The organism is Acinetobacter sp. NRRL B-65365 (genome assembly GCF_001605865.1).
In the GTDB taxonomy this organism is placed as follows: domain Bacteria; phylum Pseudomonadota; class Gammaproteobacteria; order Pseudomonadales; family Moraxellaceae; genus Acinetobacter; species Acinetobacter vivianii.
In genome coordinates this window covers 41216-60410 of the sequence record NZ_LRPD01000013.1, presented here as the reverse complement: position 1 = coordinate 60410, position 19195 = coordinate 41216, and the positions used below count along the sequence as shown (strand labels likewise).

Sequence of the window (19195 nt, the reverse complement as noted above, 5' to 3'; positions counted from 1 at the left end):
ACCTTATGAAATTGGATAGTACTTTTTCTTAAATAGTAACTATCCAAGAGTTAAAATCAGAGTGTCTATATTTTAGCTAAAAATTCGGTTGCATTTCCGCCTTCACATTTCCAATCTGCAAATACACCAATCAGTGAGCAAATTGTACAGCGACAGCCTATGTAGTACCAGCGGACATCATTTAATCCATCATAAAGTGCAACTGCAGATTCCAGTTCAAATTGTTGATTGTCACAAATACAAATATGTTCTTCTAGCTCAGCATCCTCAATATATTTAGCGCTATCTCCTATTAAATGTGAGTGGTGACATTGAGTACAGACCCGCCTAGCAACTCCTTCATTTTCGTCACTTTCTAAATAGAAAATATGGTTTCCACATCGACAAAAACTTGATGCAAATTCTTTTGTTTCATAGCCCTTTAGGCGGCTATAACGAATCATCTCTAAACGCAAATCGTCTCGATTTATACCATACCAATATTTTCCTTTTTGATATAAAGACACTAAACACCTCTAATTCATTATAAAGAAGCATCGCCATATTTCATGATTCAAATCTCCAAAAAATCATCATTACTTATCATTAAATAATGGTACGGATTTAAATTTTAGTTTTATCGTATTTAGTTATTTTCCATTTGGGTATTAAGAAATGTCGTATAAACGCATCTCATCAATTTGCAATCAGGTCATAAAATTGTATCAGCTAAAAAATTGGAAAAATCTTCCGAACAACCCATTTTATTTAACAGAATGGGTTATTTAGATTGGGTTGAGGTGTGTTCTTCGATTGACTAATGCGATCTACATTGTAGGTAAAACAGGCTGTTTAAAGGGTTCAAAATTCTACCCATCAAATCGTTGTACTACGCTCAACGGTATAATGCAGTTCAACCATGCCTTCACCCATTTGATGGACAAAGATCAATTTAAGTGTCGGGGCAAACACTCTGCGGGGAAATAAGGGCTTACCTTGTGCAAGGGTGACTGAACCAATTTGTATAATGAGTTCATCAAGTAAATTTGCATCGTAGAACTGTCCAGCCAATTCTCCACCACCTACAATCCAGATATTCTTGTCTCCGATTATGGATTGTATTTCAGCATAAACGGGAGTGATGTCTCCTTGCACAAAATGGATATTTGCCCCTTCAATTAAGGGTAGTTCCCGACTGGAAAACACCCAAGCTGGCTGAGTATAAGGCCAAGATGAACCTGTTTCAGCAGCAACCTCTTCAGAATTATTTAATATCCATTCATAAGTTGCTGATCCCATCACTAAAGCACCAACATTTTTAATAAATGACGGATAACTTGAGTTATCCAGTTCACCTAAAGTAAATAACCATTCTAAAGAATCATTTTCAGTAGCAATAAATCCGTCTAGGCTACTCGCTGCAAAATATTGTACTTTCATCCTGATCATCTCCTTTATATAAAGGAGTATCTTAAAACGGATGTCTATTTAGATAAATTTTTTAAGTCGCATAAGCGACACTGAGTGTCGCTTTAATAAATCTAAGCTTGATAAGGATGATGCGTATACCAATGCTCAGCAATTTGTTGACGGGTACAAATCCAGACCCGATCATGATTTTGCACATAGTCTAGAAAACGTTGTAGCGCCTTGAAACGGGCAGGCCGTCCTAAAATCCGGCAATGCATGCCAATCGAAAGCATCTTCGGACTCGTTGCACCTTCTGCATATAAAACATCAAAAGCATCTTTTAAATATTCAAAGAAATCCTCACTACGGTTAAAACCAGTCGGTGAAGCAAACTTCATATCGTTGGTATCAAGCGTATAGGGAATAATTAAATGCGGTCGTGTTGTGCCCGTTTCATTACTGAGTGTTGTCCAAAAAGGTAAGTCATCGCCGTAATAATCACTGTCATATTGCACATGATCATATTCAGTCAATAATTGGCGGGTATTTGGACTATCGCGTCCTGTGTACCAACCCGTTGGCATTTCTCCAAACAGGTCTTTGAATATTTGCATGGCTTCAGCCATATGTTGCTTTTCGGTTTCAAGATCAATATTTTGATAATGGATCCAGCGTAAGCCATGCGAGACCACATCATAATTGTGCTGTTTAATCGCTTCGACCACCAGTGGATTTCGTTGCAGTGCCATCGCCACAGCAAAAATGGTCATGGGCAATTGGCGTTTGGCAAATTCTTGCTGAATCCGCCAGAAACCTACTCGTGAACCATATTCATAGATTGAGTCCATTGAAAGGTGTCGTGCAGGATAACTTTCGGCACCACTGATTTCAGACAAAAACTGTTCTGAACCTTCATCGCCATGCAGGATATGTTTTTCTCCACCTTCCTCATAATTCAGCACAAATTGCACAGCGATTTTTGCTTGATTGGGCCATTGGGCGTGTGGAGGGCGATCAGCATAACCGATCATATCTCGCGGATAATTGGCAGTAAAATCAATGTCTGTATTGGACTGAACCATAGCAATGCCTAAATTGTGAAATCATTGAGTCTTCACATCAAATTACTCGATAGAATAATCGGGTGTCAAACACTATATTTAATAAAATCAATAACTTGATTGATTTGTTTTGGTGCAAAAAAGCAATTTTATTTGCTAAATATGTTTGTACATGCGCAATTTTAGTGCTTCCATTTCTGCAATGATCTGATTCATCATGATTTGCGCAATTCGGGAAAGTTGCCGTTTTGGTGCAACACATAATGCAACCGTAATCGGATGCAGTCCATTATCGTCAATTGTTCTAAATACACATTCACCATTTTCAATGTATGGCGCGGCATCCAGATAACTCATCAGGCCAATACCTAAGTTTTGTCTGAGTAAGGCAATCATCATACGAATATCATTACATTCAATTTTATGCTGTGGATGAAAGTCCTGTTTTTTATATAGGGCCGTAACATGATCATGAATAATCAAAGGTTCGGCAGGCAGGATATGATTGAACTCCAGTGTATCCGAGAAATAGATTTTTTCTTTATGGGCTAAATGATGCTGCTTTGGAATCACAAAGCCTAAGGGCATCTCTATGAATGCACTGATCTGTAACTGATGCTGATGTTTAGGATTAAGAATCAAGCCAAAGTCGAGATCTGCATTCATCACCAGATCAGCCACATTGTCACTGTCCAATACACGAATCTGAAAATTAATCCATGGATATTGTTGGTGAATCGACTGAATAACGGTGCTGACAAAGCTTTCGCTCAATGCAGAAATCATTCCAAACTCAATCGAGCCTCGCTGCAAGCCCTGAATTTCACCTAAACGTTTTTGCGTGATTTGAAAGCCTTTTTGCCAAGTGCGTAAATCGGCATAGAGCAGTTCACCAGCCAAGGTCAGTTTTAACCCATTGGGTCGCCGTTCGAATAAACTCACGCCAAGCTCTTCTTCTGCCAGAACAATTTGCCGATGGACTGCGGATACAGAAATGAAAAGTTGATCGGCTGCTTTTCTCAAGCTTCCTGTTTTGGCTACAGCCATAAAATAATCGGCAAAACGTGAAAATGGCAGGGCCATTACGTGCTCTCAATATAAAAACTAGTGCAAATACAAAAGCAATTTTAATGCCGATACTGTTCTAATTTTTAGAATGATGCATGTAATTCATTCTAATAGACGAAAATAATGATCTATTCCACACTACAAACAACAGAGAAAACATTAAAAAATGAGCACAGGATATGAACGCAATTCCATTCATCAATCTTCCAAATAAGCCATGTCACAGCCAATTTGATGATCAGGATTGGCAGATTCTTGCGCAGCATTGGTATCCGGTCGCATGTATTGAAGATGTCACCAGTAAACCTCAGCAAGTGACGTTACTGGATATGAATTTGGCCTTGTATAAAACCGAAACAGGACAGATTCATTTAACGCGGGATATTTGTCCGCATCGCGGTGTGCCGTTGAGTAAAGGTTGGGTGGAAGGTGAAACCATTATCTGTCCTTATCATGGCCTACATTTTAATGAAGAGGGTAAATGTACCAAAATCCCAGCTCAACCTGATTTAACGAAAATCTCAGAGCGTTTTTCTCTGACCAAATTTCCTGTGGTTTTAAAATATGGATTGGTCTGGACCAGTATTCTTGGCAGAGAAGAAAGTTTGGCGAATTTCCCTGTGTTGGACACATGGGAACAGAAGGAGCATCAAGCCATTTTACCGCCGTCCGTGGATATTGCTGGCTCAAGTGGTCGTCAATTAGAAGGTTTTATTGATGTCGCACATTTTGCATGGGTACATCATCAGGCCTTTGCAGATCGAGATAATCCAGTCGTACCCAAATACTCGACTGAACGTACCGATTATGGCTTGCATACCAACTACACCAGCAGTGTCAGCAATTATCCGCATGGGATGCAGCATCTCGCGCCAGATGATTTTGTGTGGGAGCGGATTTTTGATGTTTATCCACCATTTTCAGCAGTATTGACAATCCATTTTCCAAATGATGGTGTACTCAAGATTTTAAATGCCTGCTGTCCAATCTCCCATAACAAGACCCGTTTGTTTGTACCTTTAACCCGTAATTTCGATACTACGGGAGATTTACAGGCCGTCTATGATTTTAATGCACAAATTTTTGCGGAAGATCAGGAGATGGTGGAGGCACAAAAACCCGAAGAATTGCCTTTAGATATTAGTATGGAGGCTCATTTTGAAGCGGATCGTTCTTCGACCATGTACCGTCGTATTTTGGCGGAATGGGGTTTAAGTAAACGCTATACGGTATAAGTGGAAGTAAGATTTTTTAAAATATAAATTTGGAGGATTAGAAGAGGGTTTAAGCTAAAATGTTTATTTGTATAGGCTTGTATATACAATTTGCATTAATTCAATATACAATGACTTAGAATATTTAGTATGAGTTTTAGCCAATGTCAAGAGTGACAAAGCAAAATGATTTGGATTTGTCTCTAGAAGAAGATAGTCCAGTTCCTTTGTATTTACGTGTGAAACAAATGATTTCGCAAAAGATTTATGAAGGAACATGGACGGTTAATAAAAAGATTCCTTCTGAAAGTGAACTGGTCAATTTACTCGGTTGTAGTCGTATGACCGTGAACCGTGCCTTACGTGAACTCACCAGCGAAGGTTTGTTGGTGCGTATCCAAGGTGTCGGTTCTTTTGTTGCCGAAGGACAAGGTCGAACGGCCTTATTCCATGTCAATAATATTGCCGAAGAAATTATTGCCCGAAATCATAAACATCATGCCGAAGTGTTGGTCTTGGAACAGATTCAGGCCAATGCTGAACAAAGCATGTTGATGCAGATTCGGGAAGGCCAAAAACTGTTTCATTCGATTATCGTGCATTATGAAAATGATGTGCCTGTACAGATTGAAGATCGACTGGTCGATCCGATGTTGATCCCAGATTACTTGGCACAAGATTTTAAATCCATTACACCCAACGCCTATCTAATGTCAAAAGCACCTGTGACGGAAGGTGAGCATGTAGTGACCGCAATTCTAGCCTCAGCGCAAGAATGTAAATGGCTGAAAATTAACAAGACCGAACCGTGTTTATTGATTCGTCGTAGAACTTGGTCGAATAAACAACTGATTTCCAGCGCACGTTTGATTTATCCGGGTAGCCGTTATTATCTGGAAGGTAAATTTACCCAATGATCAAGCAGTTAAGCAGTACTGATTATCGGCAGATGCTATGGAAAAATGGTGCAGGTTATACGGTTGAACTGGCGCGTAGTGCGGGTGAAAATCTGGATACTTTTGACTGGCGTATTTCCATGGCAGATGTCAAAAGCGCAGGCGATTTTTCCCGATTTAACGGGATGCAGCGTATCTTAACCGTGCTGGAAGGTCAGGGCATCGAGCTTTATATTGACGATGAGTATGAATCTCTAACGACATTGCAATCGGTACAGTTTAGTGGTGAAAGTGCGACCCGTTGTGAATTGATTGATGGTCCGATTCGGGATTTTAATCTGATTTATGATCCCAAGCAGTTTCATGCGCGTTTGCAATGGTATTTTGAGCCGACAAAGACCGAGATTTTTAGCTCAGCCGATCTGATTTTTATATTTAATCAGAGTACAGAGCTGTTAGATATTGAAATTGATGGGCAGATTTTTCAAATGCAGCATCAGGAAAGTCTTTACATTGAGCAGGAAAAATCACTCAAAAAGGTGGTTCTGAATCCACAGATTTTAAAGCAAACTTGTCTAATTGAACTCATAAAAATCTAGTTTTCTTTTATTTTTGAGAACACATACAGTCTCAGGTTGTATGTGTTTTTTTATTGTCTATAAAAAATAAATCTATTTATTTCATTAGCTTGTAATTTATTTTCATAAAAGATTTGAAAAGCATCTTTTCAATAAAAAAGTTTTGTGTAGTATATGGATGTATATACAAGTTAATACATTGCTATACAGTAAAAGCAGATTAATTTGCTGGTTCAAACTCAATGGAAGGAGTCCGATTGTGACAACAACGACAACAAAATTTCGTGATGTAGAAATTCGCGCACCGCGTGGTACACAGCTCAATGCCAAAAGCTGGTTAACAGAAGCACCATTGCGTATGTTGATGAATAACCTAGATCCAGATGTCGCAGAAAATCCAAAAGAACTCGTTGTTTACGGTGGTATTGGTCGTGCTGCACGTAACTGGGAATGTTTCGACAAGATCGTTGAAACGCTAAAGAACTTAGAAACAGATGAAACTTTATTGGTTCAATCGGGTAAGCCAGTAGGCGTATTTAAAACTCATAAAGACGCACCACGTGTTTTGATTGCAAACTCGAATCTTGTACCACATTGGGGAACTTGGGAGCATTTCAATGAATTGGATGCCAAAGGTTTGGCAATGTACGGTCAGATGACGGCTGGTTCTTGGATCTATATCGGTAGCCAAGGCATTGTACAAGGTACTTATGAAACTTTCGTAGAAGCAGGTCGCCAACACTACAACGGCGATTTAAAAGGTCGTTGGGTCTTAACGGCTGGTTTAGGTGGTATGGGCGGTGCACAACCTTTGGCTGCAACACTTGCAGGTGCATGTTCATTGAATATTGAATGCCAGCAAACCAGTATCGATTTCCGTTTACGCACCCGTTATGTCGATGAGCAAGCAACTGATTTGGATGATGCGTTAGCACGTATTGAAAAATACACCAAAGAAGGCAAGGCTGTTTCGATTGCGCTGCATGGCAATGCCGCTGAGATTTTACCTGAATTGGTTCGCCGTGGTGTACATCCAGATATGGTGACTGACCAAACCAGCGCACATGATCCATTAAATGGTTATTTGCCAATTGGCTGGACATGGGAAGAATACCGTCAACGTGCGAAAACTGAGCCAGAAGTTGTAGTGAAAGCAGCGAAACAATCAATGGCGAAGCATGTTCAAGCGATGCTGGATTTCCAGAAAATGGGTGTGCCAACTTTTGACTATGGCAACAACATCCGTCAAATGGCGCAAGATGAAGGCGTAGAAAATGCCTTTGATTTCCCAGGCTTCGTTCCTGCCTATATCCGTCCATTGTTCTGTCGCGGTGTTGGTCCATTCCGCTGGGCTGCACTTTCAGGTGATCCAGAAGATATCTATAAAACAGATGCCAAAGTAAAAGAACTCATTCCAGATGATGAACATTTACATCGCTGGTTAGATATGGCGCGTGAACGCATCAGCTTCCAAGGTTTACCAGCACGTATTTGCTGGGTCGGCTTAGGTTTACGTGCAAAACTTGGCTTGGCATTTAACGAAATGGTTCGTAGTGGTGAACTTTCAGCACCAATCGTGATTGGCCGTGACCATCTGGATTCAGGTTCAGTCTCTAGTCCGAACCGTGAAACCGAATCAATGAAAGATGGTTCTGATGCCGTATCTGACTGGCCGTTATTGAATGCCTTGCTCAATACAGCTGGCGGTGCGACTTGGGTGTCATTGCACCACGGTGGTGGTGTAGGTATGGGCTTCTCTCAACATTCAGGCGTGGTGATTGTGTGTGATGGTACAGATGAAGCAGCAGCACGTATCGCACGTGTACTGACCAATGACCCTGCAACAGGGGTAATGCGTCATGCCGATGCGGGTTATGACATCGCAATTGATTGTGCCAAAGAGCAAGGCTTGAACTTGCCAATGATCACGCAATAAACAGACAAGGACATTACGATGCTTTTTGCAATTGTGTAAACAGCATCGTAAGAGAACAATAGAGTGCAAAACAGGACGCCAACAATGGAACTTCTAATTCAACCCGGCAAACTTACCTTAGCAGATCTCCGCCACGCTTATTTAAATCCAATCAAAGTGAAACTCGATGACAGCGCTTCTGCTGGCATTAATGCAAGTGTTGCTTGTGTCGAAAAAATCGTGAATGAAGGCCGTACAGCCTACGGTATCAATACAGGTTTTGGTTTACTTGCTTCAACTAAAATTGCACCAGAAGATCTAGAGCAATTACAGCGTTCATTGGTACTTTCACACGCTGCTGGCGTAGGTGAGCCGCTTGATGATGCGATGGTGCGTCTGATTATGCTGCTCAAAGCAAACAGTTTGGCACGTGGTTTTTCAGGTATTCGCCGTAAAGTGATTGATGCGATTTTGGCATTGATCAATGCAGAAGTTTATCCGCATATTCCATTAAAAGGTTCTGTGGGCGCTTCAGGTGATTTGGCACCGCTTGCGCATATGTCTTTGGTGTTACTGGGTGAAAGTAAAGCACGCTATAAAGGTGAATGGTTGCCTGCGGTTGAAGCGCTTAAAATTGCGGGTCTAGAGCCAATTTCTTTAGCTGCGAAAGAAGGCTTGGCACTGTTAAATGGTACGCAAGTTTCAACCGCTTATGCTTTACGTGGTTTGTTTGAAGCAGAAGATCTATTTGCTGCGGCAACGGTGTGCGGTGGTTTAAGCGTTGAAGCAATGTTAGGTTCACGTGCGCCATTCGATGCCCGTATTCATGAGGTTCGTGGTCAGCGTGGTCAAATTGATGTGGCTGCTGCTTATCGTGATTTATTGACTGAATCGAGTGAAATTTCACATTCACATGAAGATTGCAGCAAGGTTCAAGATCCGTACTCACTACGTTGCCAACCACAGGTCATGGGTGCTTGCTTGACTCAAATCCGTCAAGCGGCAGAAGTACTGGAAATCGAATCAAATGCAGTGTCAGATAACCCATTGGTATTTGCAGCAGAAGGCGATGTGATTTCGGGTGGTAACTTCCATGCGGAACCTGTTGCGATGGCAGCGGATAACTTGGCATTGGCGATTGCAGAAATTGGTTCACTGTCTGAACGCCGTATTTCAATGATGATGGATCGTCACATGTCACAGCTGCCACCGTTCTTGGTTGCCAATGGTGGGGTCAATTCAGGCTTCATGATTGCTCAAGTAACAGCCGCTGCGTTAGCAAGTGACAATAAAGCACTTGCACATCCTGCCAGTGTTGATAGTTTACCGACTTCTGCAAATCAGGAAGACCATGTTTCCATGGCGCCGAATGCTGGGAAACGCTTGTGGTATATGGCTGACAACGTTCGCGGCATCCTTGCAGTTGAATGGCTAGGTGCATGTCAGGGCCTTGATTTCCGTGAAGGATTGAAAAGTTCTCCCAAACTTGAGCGTGCGCGTAAAGTGTTGCGTGATCAAGTGCCTTACTACAGTGAAGATCGTTTCTTTGCGCCAGATATCGAGCAAGCAAGTGAATTGCTTGCAAGTGGCTGCTTGAACGAATTACTCATTCCGAAGCTATTACCGAGTTTGTCTGAAGTGTGATCAATAAATCGGTCACATGGAGTGGCCGAATCTAACTAAATTTCCTCAAGGATTGGAGATTATAATGTCACAGCACTCCACATTACAGCGGGGGCTAAACACCCGCCATATTCGTTTTTTGGCATTGGGTTCAGCCATTGGGACAGGACTCTTTTACGGTTCGGCTACTGCGATCAAAATGGCAGGCCCGTCCGTATTACTCGCATATATTGTTGCAGGGATTGCAATTTATATCGTGATGCGCGCACTCGGTGAAATGGCTGTACACAACCCGGTATCAGGTTCATTCAGCCATTATGCTTCTCAATATATTGGCCCGCTTGCAGGTTTTACCACAGGCTGGACTTATGTTTTCGAAATGATCATCGTTGCACTTGCGGATGTGACTGCATTCGGGATCTACATGGGATTCTGGTATCCCGATGTACCACGCTGGATCTGGATTTTGTCACTGATCATGTTCTTGGGTGCAATCAACCTGATTCACGTTAAGGTCTTTGGCGAGCTTGAGTTTTGGCTTTCAATTGTCAAAGTCACGGCCATTGTGGCGATGATTGTCGGTGGTTTGGGGCTAATGTTCTACGGTTTCCATGCTGACCACAGTGGTTTTACCACTGGCATTCAAAATCTATGGATTCATGAAGGCTTTATGCCAAATGGCATTGCAGGTTTGGTTGCATGTTTATCTGTGGTGGTATTTGCTTTTGGTGGTATTGAAATTATTGGGATCACTGCTGGTGAATCGCAAGATCCAAAAACTTCGATTCCAAAAGCGATTAATGCCGTGCCGGTACGTATCCTGTTGTTCTATGTTCTGACGATTTTTGTATTGATGTCGATTTTCCCGTGGAACCAGATTGGTAGTCAGGGCAGTCCATTCGTACAGATTTTTGAAAATCTGGGCATTGGATCAGCGGCAACCGTTTTGAATATAGTGGTTATTACAGCAGCTGTATCTGCCATCAATAGTGATGTGTTTGGTGCAGGACGTATGTTGTACGGGATGTCAAACCGTGGACAAGCACCAAAAGTATTCCAGAAAATTTCTAAAAATGGTGTGCCTTGGATGACCGTAGTGGTGATGGCAGGCGTATTGTTGATCGGTGTATTGCTGAACTATCTCATTCCAGAAAATGTATTCATCATTATTGCCTCAATCGCAACATTCGCGACCGTTTGGGTCTGGCTCATGATTTTGCTTTCTCAGGTTGCGATGCGTCGCAAGTTGTCTAAAGCTGAGATCAAAGCTCTGGATTTCCCTGTGATTGGCTGGCCGTATGCACCTGCCTTTGCCATTGCGTTCATGCTGTTTATTTTAGCCATGATGGGTTATTTCCCAGACTCACGACCTGCAATTTATGTCGGTGCAACTTGGTTAGTTTTACTCTGGATTGCCTATACCATTTGGGTGAAACCCAAGCAAAACACGGTAAAAGAAAACACGGCTTTGCAACAAAACATTGAGATGGAAAGCTAATAATCAAGCTGCTCAAGTGTTAACAGCACTTGAGCAGTGAGAGGAATTTTGAATGAAAAAGCTTTGGAAAAACTGTCATATCGCCACCATGCAAGCGGGTCAATATTCCAGTATTGAAAATGCTGCAATTGTAACGCTCGGGCAGCAGATTCACTGGATTGGTACATTTAAAGACCTTCCTGCCGATGCTTATGCAGAAACCATTGATCTGAATGGGGCATGGGTGACACCGGGTTTGATTGATTGCCATACCCATAGTGTGTTTGGTGGCAACCGTAGCGTTGAGTTTGAAAAACGCTTGCAAGGCGTTAGCTATGCGGAGATTGCAGCGAGTGGTGGTGGTATTGCCAGTACGGTTCGTGCCACCCGTGAAGCGAGTGAAGAACAGCTACTTGCATCGGCACTAAAACGGATTCGTTGTCTGCTTAAAGATGGTGTCACTACCATTGAAATTAAGTCTGGTTATGGTCTGGACTATGCCAATGAACGCAAAATGTTGCGTGTGATACGTCAGATTGCAGAAACTTTGCCGATGACGGTACGCAGTACCTGCTTGGCGGCACATGCTTTACCGCCTGAATATCAGAATCAAAGCGATGCTTATATTGAGCACATCTGTAATGACATGCTGCCAAAACTCCATCAAGAAGGTTTGGTCGATGCTGTCGATGCATTTTGTGAATATCTGGCATTTTCTCCTGCTCAGGTTGAGCGCGTCTTTAAAACAGCCCAGTCTTTAAATCTACCCATCAAGTTACATGCAGAGCAGCTTTCTTCGCTCGGTGGCTCAAGTCTGGCTGCGCGTTATCAAGCTTTGTCGGCAGATCATTTAGAGTTTATGACTGAAGATGATGTGAAGGCGATGGCTGCTGCGGGAACAGTTGCCGTGTTATTGCCAGGCGCATTTTATTTCTTGAGAGAAACCAAGTATCCGCCATTGGAGAGTTTGCAGCAACATGGGGTACGCATTGCCTTGTCCAGTGATTTAAATCCAGGCACATCGCCAGCTTTATCTTTACGTTTAATGATGAATATGGGCAGTACCTTATTCCGTTTAACGCCTGAACAGACCTTGGCAGCCGTGACTATTCATGCAGCGCATGCATTGGGCTTGCAAGAAACGCATGGCAGTCTGGAGCAGGGTAAAGTTGCAGATTTTGTTGCATGGGACATCGAGCATCCATCAGAAATCGTTTACTGGTTAGGTGGTGATTTGCCAAAACGCATCATTCAGCATGGCAATGAAGTTTCGATCTAATCTCAAGACTCATTTTTAAAGCGTGGTATTTATAATGAATCATTCATTTAAATGGCAAGGACGACATGATGGCGACGGTGAAGCGCACTTGCGTCTCCATCAAGTGGTCAATACGCAACAGCACGCTTCATTTGCTTTCATCGGTTTTAGCTCCGATGAAGGTGTAAAACGCAATAAAGGGCGCTTGGGTGCAGCTGATGCACCTGACATGATTCGGGCGCAGTTGGCAAATTTACCAGTCCATCAACCTGTCACGATTGCCGATCTTGGTACGGTAGTGTGTGACAATGGCAAACTGGAACAGGCACAAGCTGAACTGGCAGATCAGGTTGAACGCAGCTTAAAACAGGGAATGAAACCGATTGTTTTAGGCGGTGGTCATGAAGTCGCTTTTGGCAGCTTTTCAGGTTTGTTCCAATATCTACAGAATAATGAGCCAGATAAGACCATCGGGATCATTAATTTTGATGCCCATTTTGATTTGCGTGAAGCGGAACATGTCACCTCAGGCACACCTTTTTTAAATGCAGCAAGACTCTCTGAGCAGTATCAAAAGGCGTTTCATTATCTTTGTATCGGCGTTGCAAAACACTCAAATACTAGAGTCCTTTTTGAAACGGCAGACCGACTAAATTGCAGTTACATCTACGACTTTGAATTACAACCGAAAAACGTTGAAATTTTACTCGAAAAAATCACAGCTTTTATCGGAAAAGTTGACTATTTGTATATTACAGTTGATCTTGATGTATTTAGTGCTAGCATTGCTCCAGGTGTAAGTGCACCTGCGGTAAAAGGGATTGATTTATCAGTCTTTGACCCATTACTAGAGGCCATTAAGGAAACCGGAAAGATTAAAGTTTTTGATGTGGCGGAATGTAATCCACGGTTCGATTTGGATAGTAGAACTGCCAAGTTAGCCGCTTATATAATTTTTAACTACATATTTTATTGATGGATCATGTGAATTCATCAAAAGGTTAAAACATGTCTAATTTATCTTATGTCTCTCAAAATGACGGTCCATGGGCAACTTACCTCGAGCAGATCGAGCGTGTTGCTCCGTATCTAGAAGGTCTAGAAGGTTATGTGGATACATTGAAGCGCCCAAAACGTGCTTTGATCGTTGACGTGCCAATTGTTATGGACGATGGCACAATTCGTCATTTTGAAGGTTATCGTGTACAACACAACTTGTCACGTGGTCCGGGTAAAGGCGGTATTCGCTATCACCCAGATGTAGATTTAAATGAAGTAATGGCTCTTTCAGCATGGATGACAATTAAGACTGCGGTGGTGAATCTACCATTTGGCGGTGCAAAAGGCGGTATCCGTGTTGATCCACGTCAACTTTCTCCACGTGAATTAGAACGCTTAACACGCCGTTATACCAGTGAAATCAGCCATATTATTGGCCCACAAAAAGATATCCCTGCACCAGACGTTGGTACCAATCCAAACGTAATGGGCTGGATCATGGATACTTATTCATCTGGTCAAGGTCATACCGTAACAGGTGTGGTAACGGGTAAGCCAGTCCACCTTGGCGGTTCTTTAGGTCGTATTAAAGCAACAGGCCGTGGTGTATTTATCACAGGCCAGCAAGTTGCTGAAAAAATCAAATTACCTTTGGAAGGCGCTAAAATTGCGGTTCAAGGTTTTGGTAACGTCGGTAGCGAAGCTGCGTATCTATTCGGTGATTCAAAATCTAAAATCGTGACCATTCAAGACCATACGGGTACGATTTACAACCCTGAAGGTATTGATCTTGCTGCATTAAAAACCCACATGGAAACTAACCAAGGTGTGGGCGGTTTTGCCGGTGCTCAAGTGATCAGCGATGAAGAGTTCTGGACAGTAGACATGGATATCTTGATCCCTGCTGCTTTAGAAAGCCAGATCACGGTTGAACGTGCGAAAAACTTATCAGCAAAACTGGTACTTGAAGGCGCGAACGGTCCAACTTATCCAGAAGCAGATGACATCCTCGTTGAACGTGGTATCACTGTTGTTCCAGACGTAATCTGTAATGCGGGTGGTGTAACCGTATCTTATTTCGAATGGGTTCAGGATATGTCGAGCTACTTCTGGTCTGAAGAAGAAATTAACGAAAGACTCGATAAGTTAATGATTCAAGCGATTAATGATGTATGGCACAAATCTAGTGAAAAAGAATGTACTTTACGTACAGCTGCTTTCATTTTAGGTTGTGAGCGTATCTTAAAAGCACGTAAAGAGCGTGGTATCTTCCCGGGTTAATACTGCGGAATATCATTGAAAACGACCTTAAGGTGAATGCTTTAGGGTCGTTTTTTTATGCTTTATTTAATCTAAGAAGAAATCTTTTTGCAGTTGGCGATTACCTGCAATACAAGCATATTGTGCAAAATCAGTGATACCCATACTCGTTAAAGCTTGTTCATCAGTCAGGCTTTGTCCAGTAAGTTCACCTTTGGCTGTGCTATAAATGGCAAAAGCTGCATCTGCCATGATTTCCGGTTTTCGGCTGAGCTGTTGTGTATTTTCTTCACCTAAATTTTTTGAGACAGCAGCTGTTGCAATGTAGGTTTCAGGCCATAGGGTATTACAGGAAATACCATATTGACGGAATTCTTCTGCCATACCTAAAGTCAAAATCGTCATCCCGTATTTAGACAGAGCATAAGGTGAGAGCATGCCTAACCATTTTGGCGACATATTCACAGGAGGAGATAAGCTTAAGATATGTGGATGTTCGGCCTGTTTCAAAAAAGGAAGAGCAGCTTGTGCACAGATAAAAGTGGCACGATGATTAATACTTTGAATCAGGTCATATTGTTTTAAGGATGTTGCTTCTACACCTGTGAGCGCAATGGCACCAGCATTGTTAATCAGCACATCAATACCGCCAAAGTGTTGAACTGCTTGCTGGATGGCAGCATGGATTTGTTGTTCATCTCTTACATCAAGCAGTAAGGGGAGTGCTTTGCCACCTACGGCTTCAATCTCTTGTGCCACGCTGTAAATCGTGCCTGTTAACTTGGCAGTTTCGATTTCAGTTTTAGCTGCAATAACGACATTTGCACCCGCATGCGCTGCTTTAATTGCAATTGCTCTACCTATTCCTCGACTGCCACCAGTAATAAAAACGGTTTTTCCGTGCATATTGTTCATGAGAATTTCCTATATTTAATTTTTATAAAAGTGGAGTTAAATCATAAAAGGATGTGCAAATTTTTCAGGATTGTACAGTTGACGCTGTTTCGCAATGTCGACAATACGATGGCGTAACTGACGTTTGATCACGGCATAGGTTAAGCGATGCTTTTGTGACATGTCTTCTGCAAATTTAAAAACTTCGGAATTTAACGATTCTACGGGATAAATTTGATGGACGACTTGCGTGTCTAAACATTCAAGCCCTGTCATCGATTTGCCCGTCAATGACATTTCCCAGATCGTATGCTGATTGGGAAGTAATTGCACAATTTCTGCAATCACATCGGTGAAAGGAATGGTTAATTTGACTTCGGGAAAGCAAAAGCGCCCTTTGTCTGCTCGCATAAATCGAAAATCACAAGCCGATGCTAAAATTGCACCACCAGCATAGGCATTGCCATTAATTTCAGCGATAACAGGCAAGTTGAGCAAGGCCAAACGCAATAGCATATTTTCCAGTTGTAGGGTAAAGGCTTTTTTATCCTCTATGGATTGTTGCATCAGCCATGCTAAATCCAAGCCATTGCAAAACGTTTTTGGATGGTCACTTTGAATGACCAGACATGCATTTTGTTGATGACTTTCAATTTCATTAAATACTTCGATATATTCATTCAATACATCTTGATTTAAGACATTTTCCTGATCGCCATTGGTTAATGTAAGAACATAAATGGACTGCTGTCGATCAAGCCTCATGGTTGCCATTTAAGTACATCCTTATTGTGCCATTGTTTATTATTGAAGCTATTATTTCGAATAAAACACTCGCACAATAGGTGTGGCTATGCCATATTGATGATCATTTTAGGACAGGATGTCTGTCATGCGGGATCCATTCGGATTATTTCAGGAAACGATTTCTGTATCTTATGCACATATCTTATTAGAAATTGTGTATGACTATGGTATTGATACTAAAAGTATTTTCAATGGTACTGGGCTTGATTCCAGCGAAATAAATAAGGCTGATGCCAAAATGAGTGCGCATCAATGGTCGAAACTAGTGGTCAATGCCTTACGCTTGACAGGCAATCCACGGCTTGGGATTGAATATGGTTTTAAATTACGTCCCACTTCGCATGGACCTTTAGGATTTGCATTTCTCAGCTGTACGGATGTGGAAACTGCGCTAAGCCTTTGCCAGCAGTATTTTTGTACGCGAATACAGAACTTCACGCCAGAATGGTGCATCAATGACAATTTTGTCTATGTTTATCTTGATGATGTGCATCCAGTAAAATTGGGGAATGAACAACAATCAGACCAATTAAGACATTTCCTGATAGAAAGTCTGTTATTTGGTGCGATTCATTTTTTGACTTTGTTTTCTGGACGTATTGCTGAAAACTGTGAGGTATTTGTGGATTGGGCTGATGCCCCGAATTATAAAAAAATTGATTTATCACAGATCAAGATTCAATTTAATCAAGCTCGTAATGGTTTACGTTTTCCAAAGCAATATCTGCATTGTAAAAATCCAAATGCAGATCAAGTCGCTTTTCAGCAAGCAGTACTTTATTGTGAAAATGACAGGCTCAAGTTAGTGAAAGAAGGGGCTCGTGATTTGCAAAAAAGCATTCGGTCTGAATTGTTATATCACTCAAGCAGTACTTACCCAACTTTGCCCGTTATTGCACAGCGCCTGAATATGTCGGAGCGAACCATTAAACGGCATTTACAGGCTCAAGGGACAAGTTTTTTACAGATTTTAGCAGAGGTTCGTTTTAATCAAGCGAAGAAATTACTGCAACAACAGCAATACAGCATTCAAGATATTGCGGGTCTAGTGGGTTATGAAGAAGCCACCAATTTTATTCGTGCTTTTAAAAAGAATTTTGGGGAAACACCGAGCCAGTATCGCAAAAGGTGTTTGACCCAAGTCGATTAATCTGACACAGCATTTTGAACCGTTTGAATAAACAATTCTAAAGAATGCTCAATTTGCTCACTCCATTCAAAAGAACAATTCATACGAATAAAATGTTGATGCGAGGGCAACACATTAAATAATGTACTTGGCGCGACACCGATCTGTTGCTGAATTAGGTGCTCATAGATTTTCATACTGCTGACTTTGTCAGGCAGTTGAATCCAGAGAAAATAACCGCTTGGATAATTGTAGACCTTACAACCTTTAGGCAAATGCTGTTTGAGATATTGGAAGAACTGCTTCTTATTTTTCTCCAAAGCACGTCTCAGCGTTCGCAAATGCTTTTCATAATGATGATGGGAGAGAAACTCAACCAACGCATTCTGAATCAGTGCATTGGCTGAAATGGTGCTCATCAATTGTAAATGCTGAATATGCTCGGAAAATTTACCTGCATAGACCCAACCCATACGGAAACCAGAACCAAGCGTTTTGGAAAAAGAAGAGCAGTGCAGCACCAGATTTTGCTGATCAAAATACTTCATCGGCAAAGGTTTATGATTGCCATAAAACAGTTCTTCATAAACATCATCTTCGATCAAATGGATCTGATGCTCGTGTAACAGTTTAGCGATTTTATATTTAATTTCCTCACTGACTGTAAAGCCAATCGGGTTATGTGCATTGAGCATAAACCAGCATACTTTGATTGGATAATTCTTGATGACTTGCTCAAAGGCTTCAATATCAAATCCATGTTGCGGATGCTCAGGAATGGTAATCACCTTTAAACCCAAACGCTCAGCAGCCTGCCATGCGCCATAGAAGATGGTTTGCTGCAATAAAATATAATCGCCAGGTTGAGTGATCGCTTGCAGTGAAAGATTCAATGCTTCTAGGCCACCAGATGTAATGACAATGTCATCAGCATCGGTTGGAATGCCTTGCATACAATAGCGTTGAGCGATCAGTTTTCTGAGTGCCAAATTGCCCGGTGGCAGATTGGTGGTTTGATCATAACTATGCCGATTACGTGAAAGCTGCCCCATAATCTGAATCAGTTTGGGAGGATAGAGCAACTGACTGTCAGGAAAAGCTGAGCCTAATGGACTGACTTGCTTGGATTGAATTGATTTAAGATATTTAAAAACCAGTGAGTTAATTTCAATTTTAGGATTTAAAGACACCACTGAGTAGGCTTGCGGAATCTGAATATGACTTTGCTCAGCCACAAAATAACCCGACTTTTCTTTGGAATAAATCAGGCCCTGTGCTTCCAGTTCCTGATAAGCATTCATGACCGTGATGAGGCTAAAGCCTGAGCGTTGTACCTGTTCACGCAAAGATGGCAGTTTGGTATGCGGCTTCCATGTCCCATTTTCAATGAGAAGTTTCAGGTTATGTGCTAACTGTTCTGATTTATACATAAAATAGGGATAATCCGTGCGAAGGAACAGCCTTGATCAAAAGACTGTTCCATTCATCGTTCTAATAAGCAAACATCAACAGCAATCTAAACAGACCTGCAATAATGGCGAGTGCAAAAAATCCAAGTAACCATAAGATTATAAACCATTGCGTTGAAGTTAAATGCTGAGATTTTATTTTCATGCAATGTTCCTCC

18 protein-coding genes are annotated in these 19195 nt (G+C 41.7%); 10 read left to right on the top strand and 8 right to left on the bottom strand.

Features of this window, described 5'->3' with window-relative positions:
- Positions 1 to 65: 65 nt before the first annotated feature.
- From AWW72_RS07300 to AWW72_RS07285, 4 genes are all read right to left on the bottom strand, one after another.
- Positions 66 to 506, bottom strand: coding sequence for a hypothetical protein (locus tag AWW72_RS07300; protein WP_062846906.1), 441 nt, complete (start codon positions 504 to 506; stop codon positions 66 to 68).
- 349 nt (positions 507 to 855) lie between these two features.
- Entirely contained in the window at positions 856 to 1419 is a 564-nt protein-coding gene (locus tag AWW72_RS07295; RefSeq protein WP_062846905.1) for a dihydrofolate reductase family protein, read from the bottom strand.
- A gap of 101 nt (positions 1420 to 1520) precedes the next feature.
- A complete protein-coding gene (gene puuE / locus AWW72_RS07290; protein WP_062846904.1) occupies positions 1521 to 2471 on the bottom strand; it encodes an allantoinase PuuE in 951 nt (316 codons plus the stop codon).
- A 135-nt stretch (positions 2472 to 2606) separates the two neighbouring features.
- A complete protein-coding gene (locus tag AWW72_RS07285; RefSeq protein WP_062846903.1) occupies positions 2607 to 3533 on the bottom strand; it encodes a LysR family transcriptional regulator in 927 nt (308 codons plus the stop codon).
- A gap of 164 nt (positions 3534 to 3697) precedes the next feature.
- Between AWW72_RS07285 and AWW72_RS07280 the strand changes: the two genes are divergently transcribed.
- The 9 genes from AWW72_RS07280 (at position 3698) to AWW72_RS07240 (ending at position 14759) form a co-directional block, all read left to right on the top strand.
- Positions 3698 to 4753: a Rieske 2Fe-2S domain-containing protein gene (locus AWW72_RS07280; RefSeq protein ID WP_062846902.1), complete on the top strand. Its 1056-nt coding sequence runs from the start codon at positions 3698 to 3700 to the stop codon at positions 4751 to 4753.
- Positions 4754 to 4896: 143 nt separating this feature from the next.
- A complete protein-coding gene (gene hutC, locus AWW72_RS07275; protein ID WP_005258179.1) occupies positions 4897 to 5649 on the top strand; it encodes a histidine utilization transcriptional repressor HutC in 753 nt (250 codons plus the stop codon).
- A complete protein-coding gene (locus AWW72_RS07270; RefSeq protein ID WP_062846901.1) occupies positions 5646 to 6227 on the top strand; it encodes a HutD/Ves family protein in 582 nt (193 codons plus the stop codon). The genes hutC and AWW72_RS07270 overlap by 4 nt, the downstream gene beginning before the upstream one ends.
- A 238-nt stretch (positions 6228 to 6465) precedes the next feature.
- The gene (gene hutU, locus AWW72_RS07265) at positions 6466 to 8142 is read left to right on the top strand and encodes a urocanate hydratase (RefSeq protein ID WP_062846900.1); all 1677 of its coding nucleotides are present in this window, start codon (positions 6466 to 6468) and stop codon (positions 8140 to 8142) included.
- A gap of 84 nt (positions 8143 to 8226) precedes the next feature.
- Positions 8227 to 9765: a histidine ammonia-lyase gene (gene hutH / locus AWW72_RS07260; protein WP_004772773.1), complete on the top strand. Its 1539-nt coding sequence runs from the start codon at positions 8227 to 8229 to the stop codon at positions 9763 to 9765.
- Between the two features lie 64 nt (positions 9766 to 9829).
- Positions 9830 to 11242 carry an L-histidine transporter HutT gene (locus AWW72_RS07255; RefSeq protein ID WP_005258176.1) on the top strand — a complete coding sequence of 471 codons (1413 nt, stop codon included), beginning with the start codon at positions 9830 to 9832 and terminating at the stop codon, positions 11240 to 11242.
- A 52-nt stretch (positions 11243 to 11294) separates the two neighbouring features.
- Positions 11295 to 12500, top strand: coding sequence for an imidazolonepropionase (hutI, locus tag AWW72_RS07250; protein WP_062846899.1), 1206 nt, complete (start codon positions 11295 to 11297; stop codon positions 12498 to 12500).
- A gap of 34 nt (positions 12501 to 12534) precedes the next feature.
- A complete protein-coding gene (hutG, locus tag AWW72_RS07245) occupies positions 12535 to 13455 on the top strand; it encodes a formimidoylglutamase (RefSeq protein ID WP_004772768.1) in 921 nt (306 codons plus the stop codon).
- Positions 13456 to 13487: 32 nt separating this feature from the next.
- The gene (locus AWW72_RS07240; RefSeq protein WP_004772767.1) at positions 13488 to 14759 is read left to right on the top strand and encodes a Glu/Leu/Phe/Val family dehydrogenase; all 1272 of its coding nucleotides are present in this window, start codon (positions 13488 to 13490) and stop codon (positions 14757 to 14759) included.
- Positions 14760 to 14825: 66 nt separating this feature from the next.
- Here AWW72_RS07240 and AWW72_RS07235 read toward each other — a convergent pair whose 3' ends face one another.
- Both AWW72_RS07235 and AWW72_RS07230 read right to left on the bottom strand, forming a co-directional pair.
- Positions 14826 to 15653 (bottom strand): SDR family oxidoreductase, encoded by an 828-nt coding sequence (locus tag AWW72_RS07235; protein WP_062846898.1) that lies wholly within the window; start codon positions 15651 to 15653, stop codon positions 14826 to 14828.
- Positions 15654 to 15689: 36 nt separating this feature from the next.
- Complete coding sequence (locus AWW72_RS07230) at positions 15690 to 16406, bottom strand: enoyl-CoA hydratase/isomerase family protein (protein ID WP_062846897.1); 717 nt, start codon at positions 16404 to 16406, stop codon at positions 15690 to 15692.
- Between the two features lie 118 nt (positions 16407 to 16524).
- Between AWW72_RS07230 and AWW72_RS07225 the strand changes: the two genes are divergently transcribed.
- Positions 16525 to 17589: an AraC family transcriptional regulator gene (locus AWW72_RS07225; RefSeq protein WP_062846896.1), complete on the top strand. Its 1065-nt coding sequence runs from the start codon at positions 16525 to 16527 to the stop codon at positions 17587 to 17589.
- Here AWW72_RS07225 and AWW72_RS07220 read toward each other — a convergent pair.
- Together AWW72_RS07220 and AWW72_RS19775 are read right to left on the bottom strand one after the other, a co-directional pair.
- Entirely contained in the window at positions 17586 to 18998 is a 1413-nt protein-coding gene (locus AWW72_RS07220) for an aminotransferase-like domain-containing protein (protein ID WP_004772759.1), read from the bottom strand. The two genes, AWW72_RS07225 and AWW72_RS07220, sit on opposite strands and share 4 nt — an antisense overlap.
- A 61-nt stretch (positions 18999 to 19059) precedes the next feature.
- The gene (locus AWW72_RS19775; protein ID WP_264673641.1) at positions 19060 to 19182 is read right to left on the bottom strand and encodes a hypothetical protein; all 123 of its coding nucleotides are present in this window, start codon (positions 19180 to 19182) and stop codon (positions 19060 to 19062) included.
- Positions 19183 to 19195: the final 13 nt, after the last annotated feature.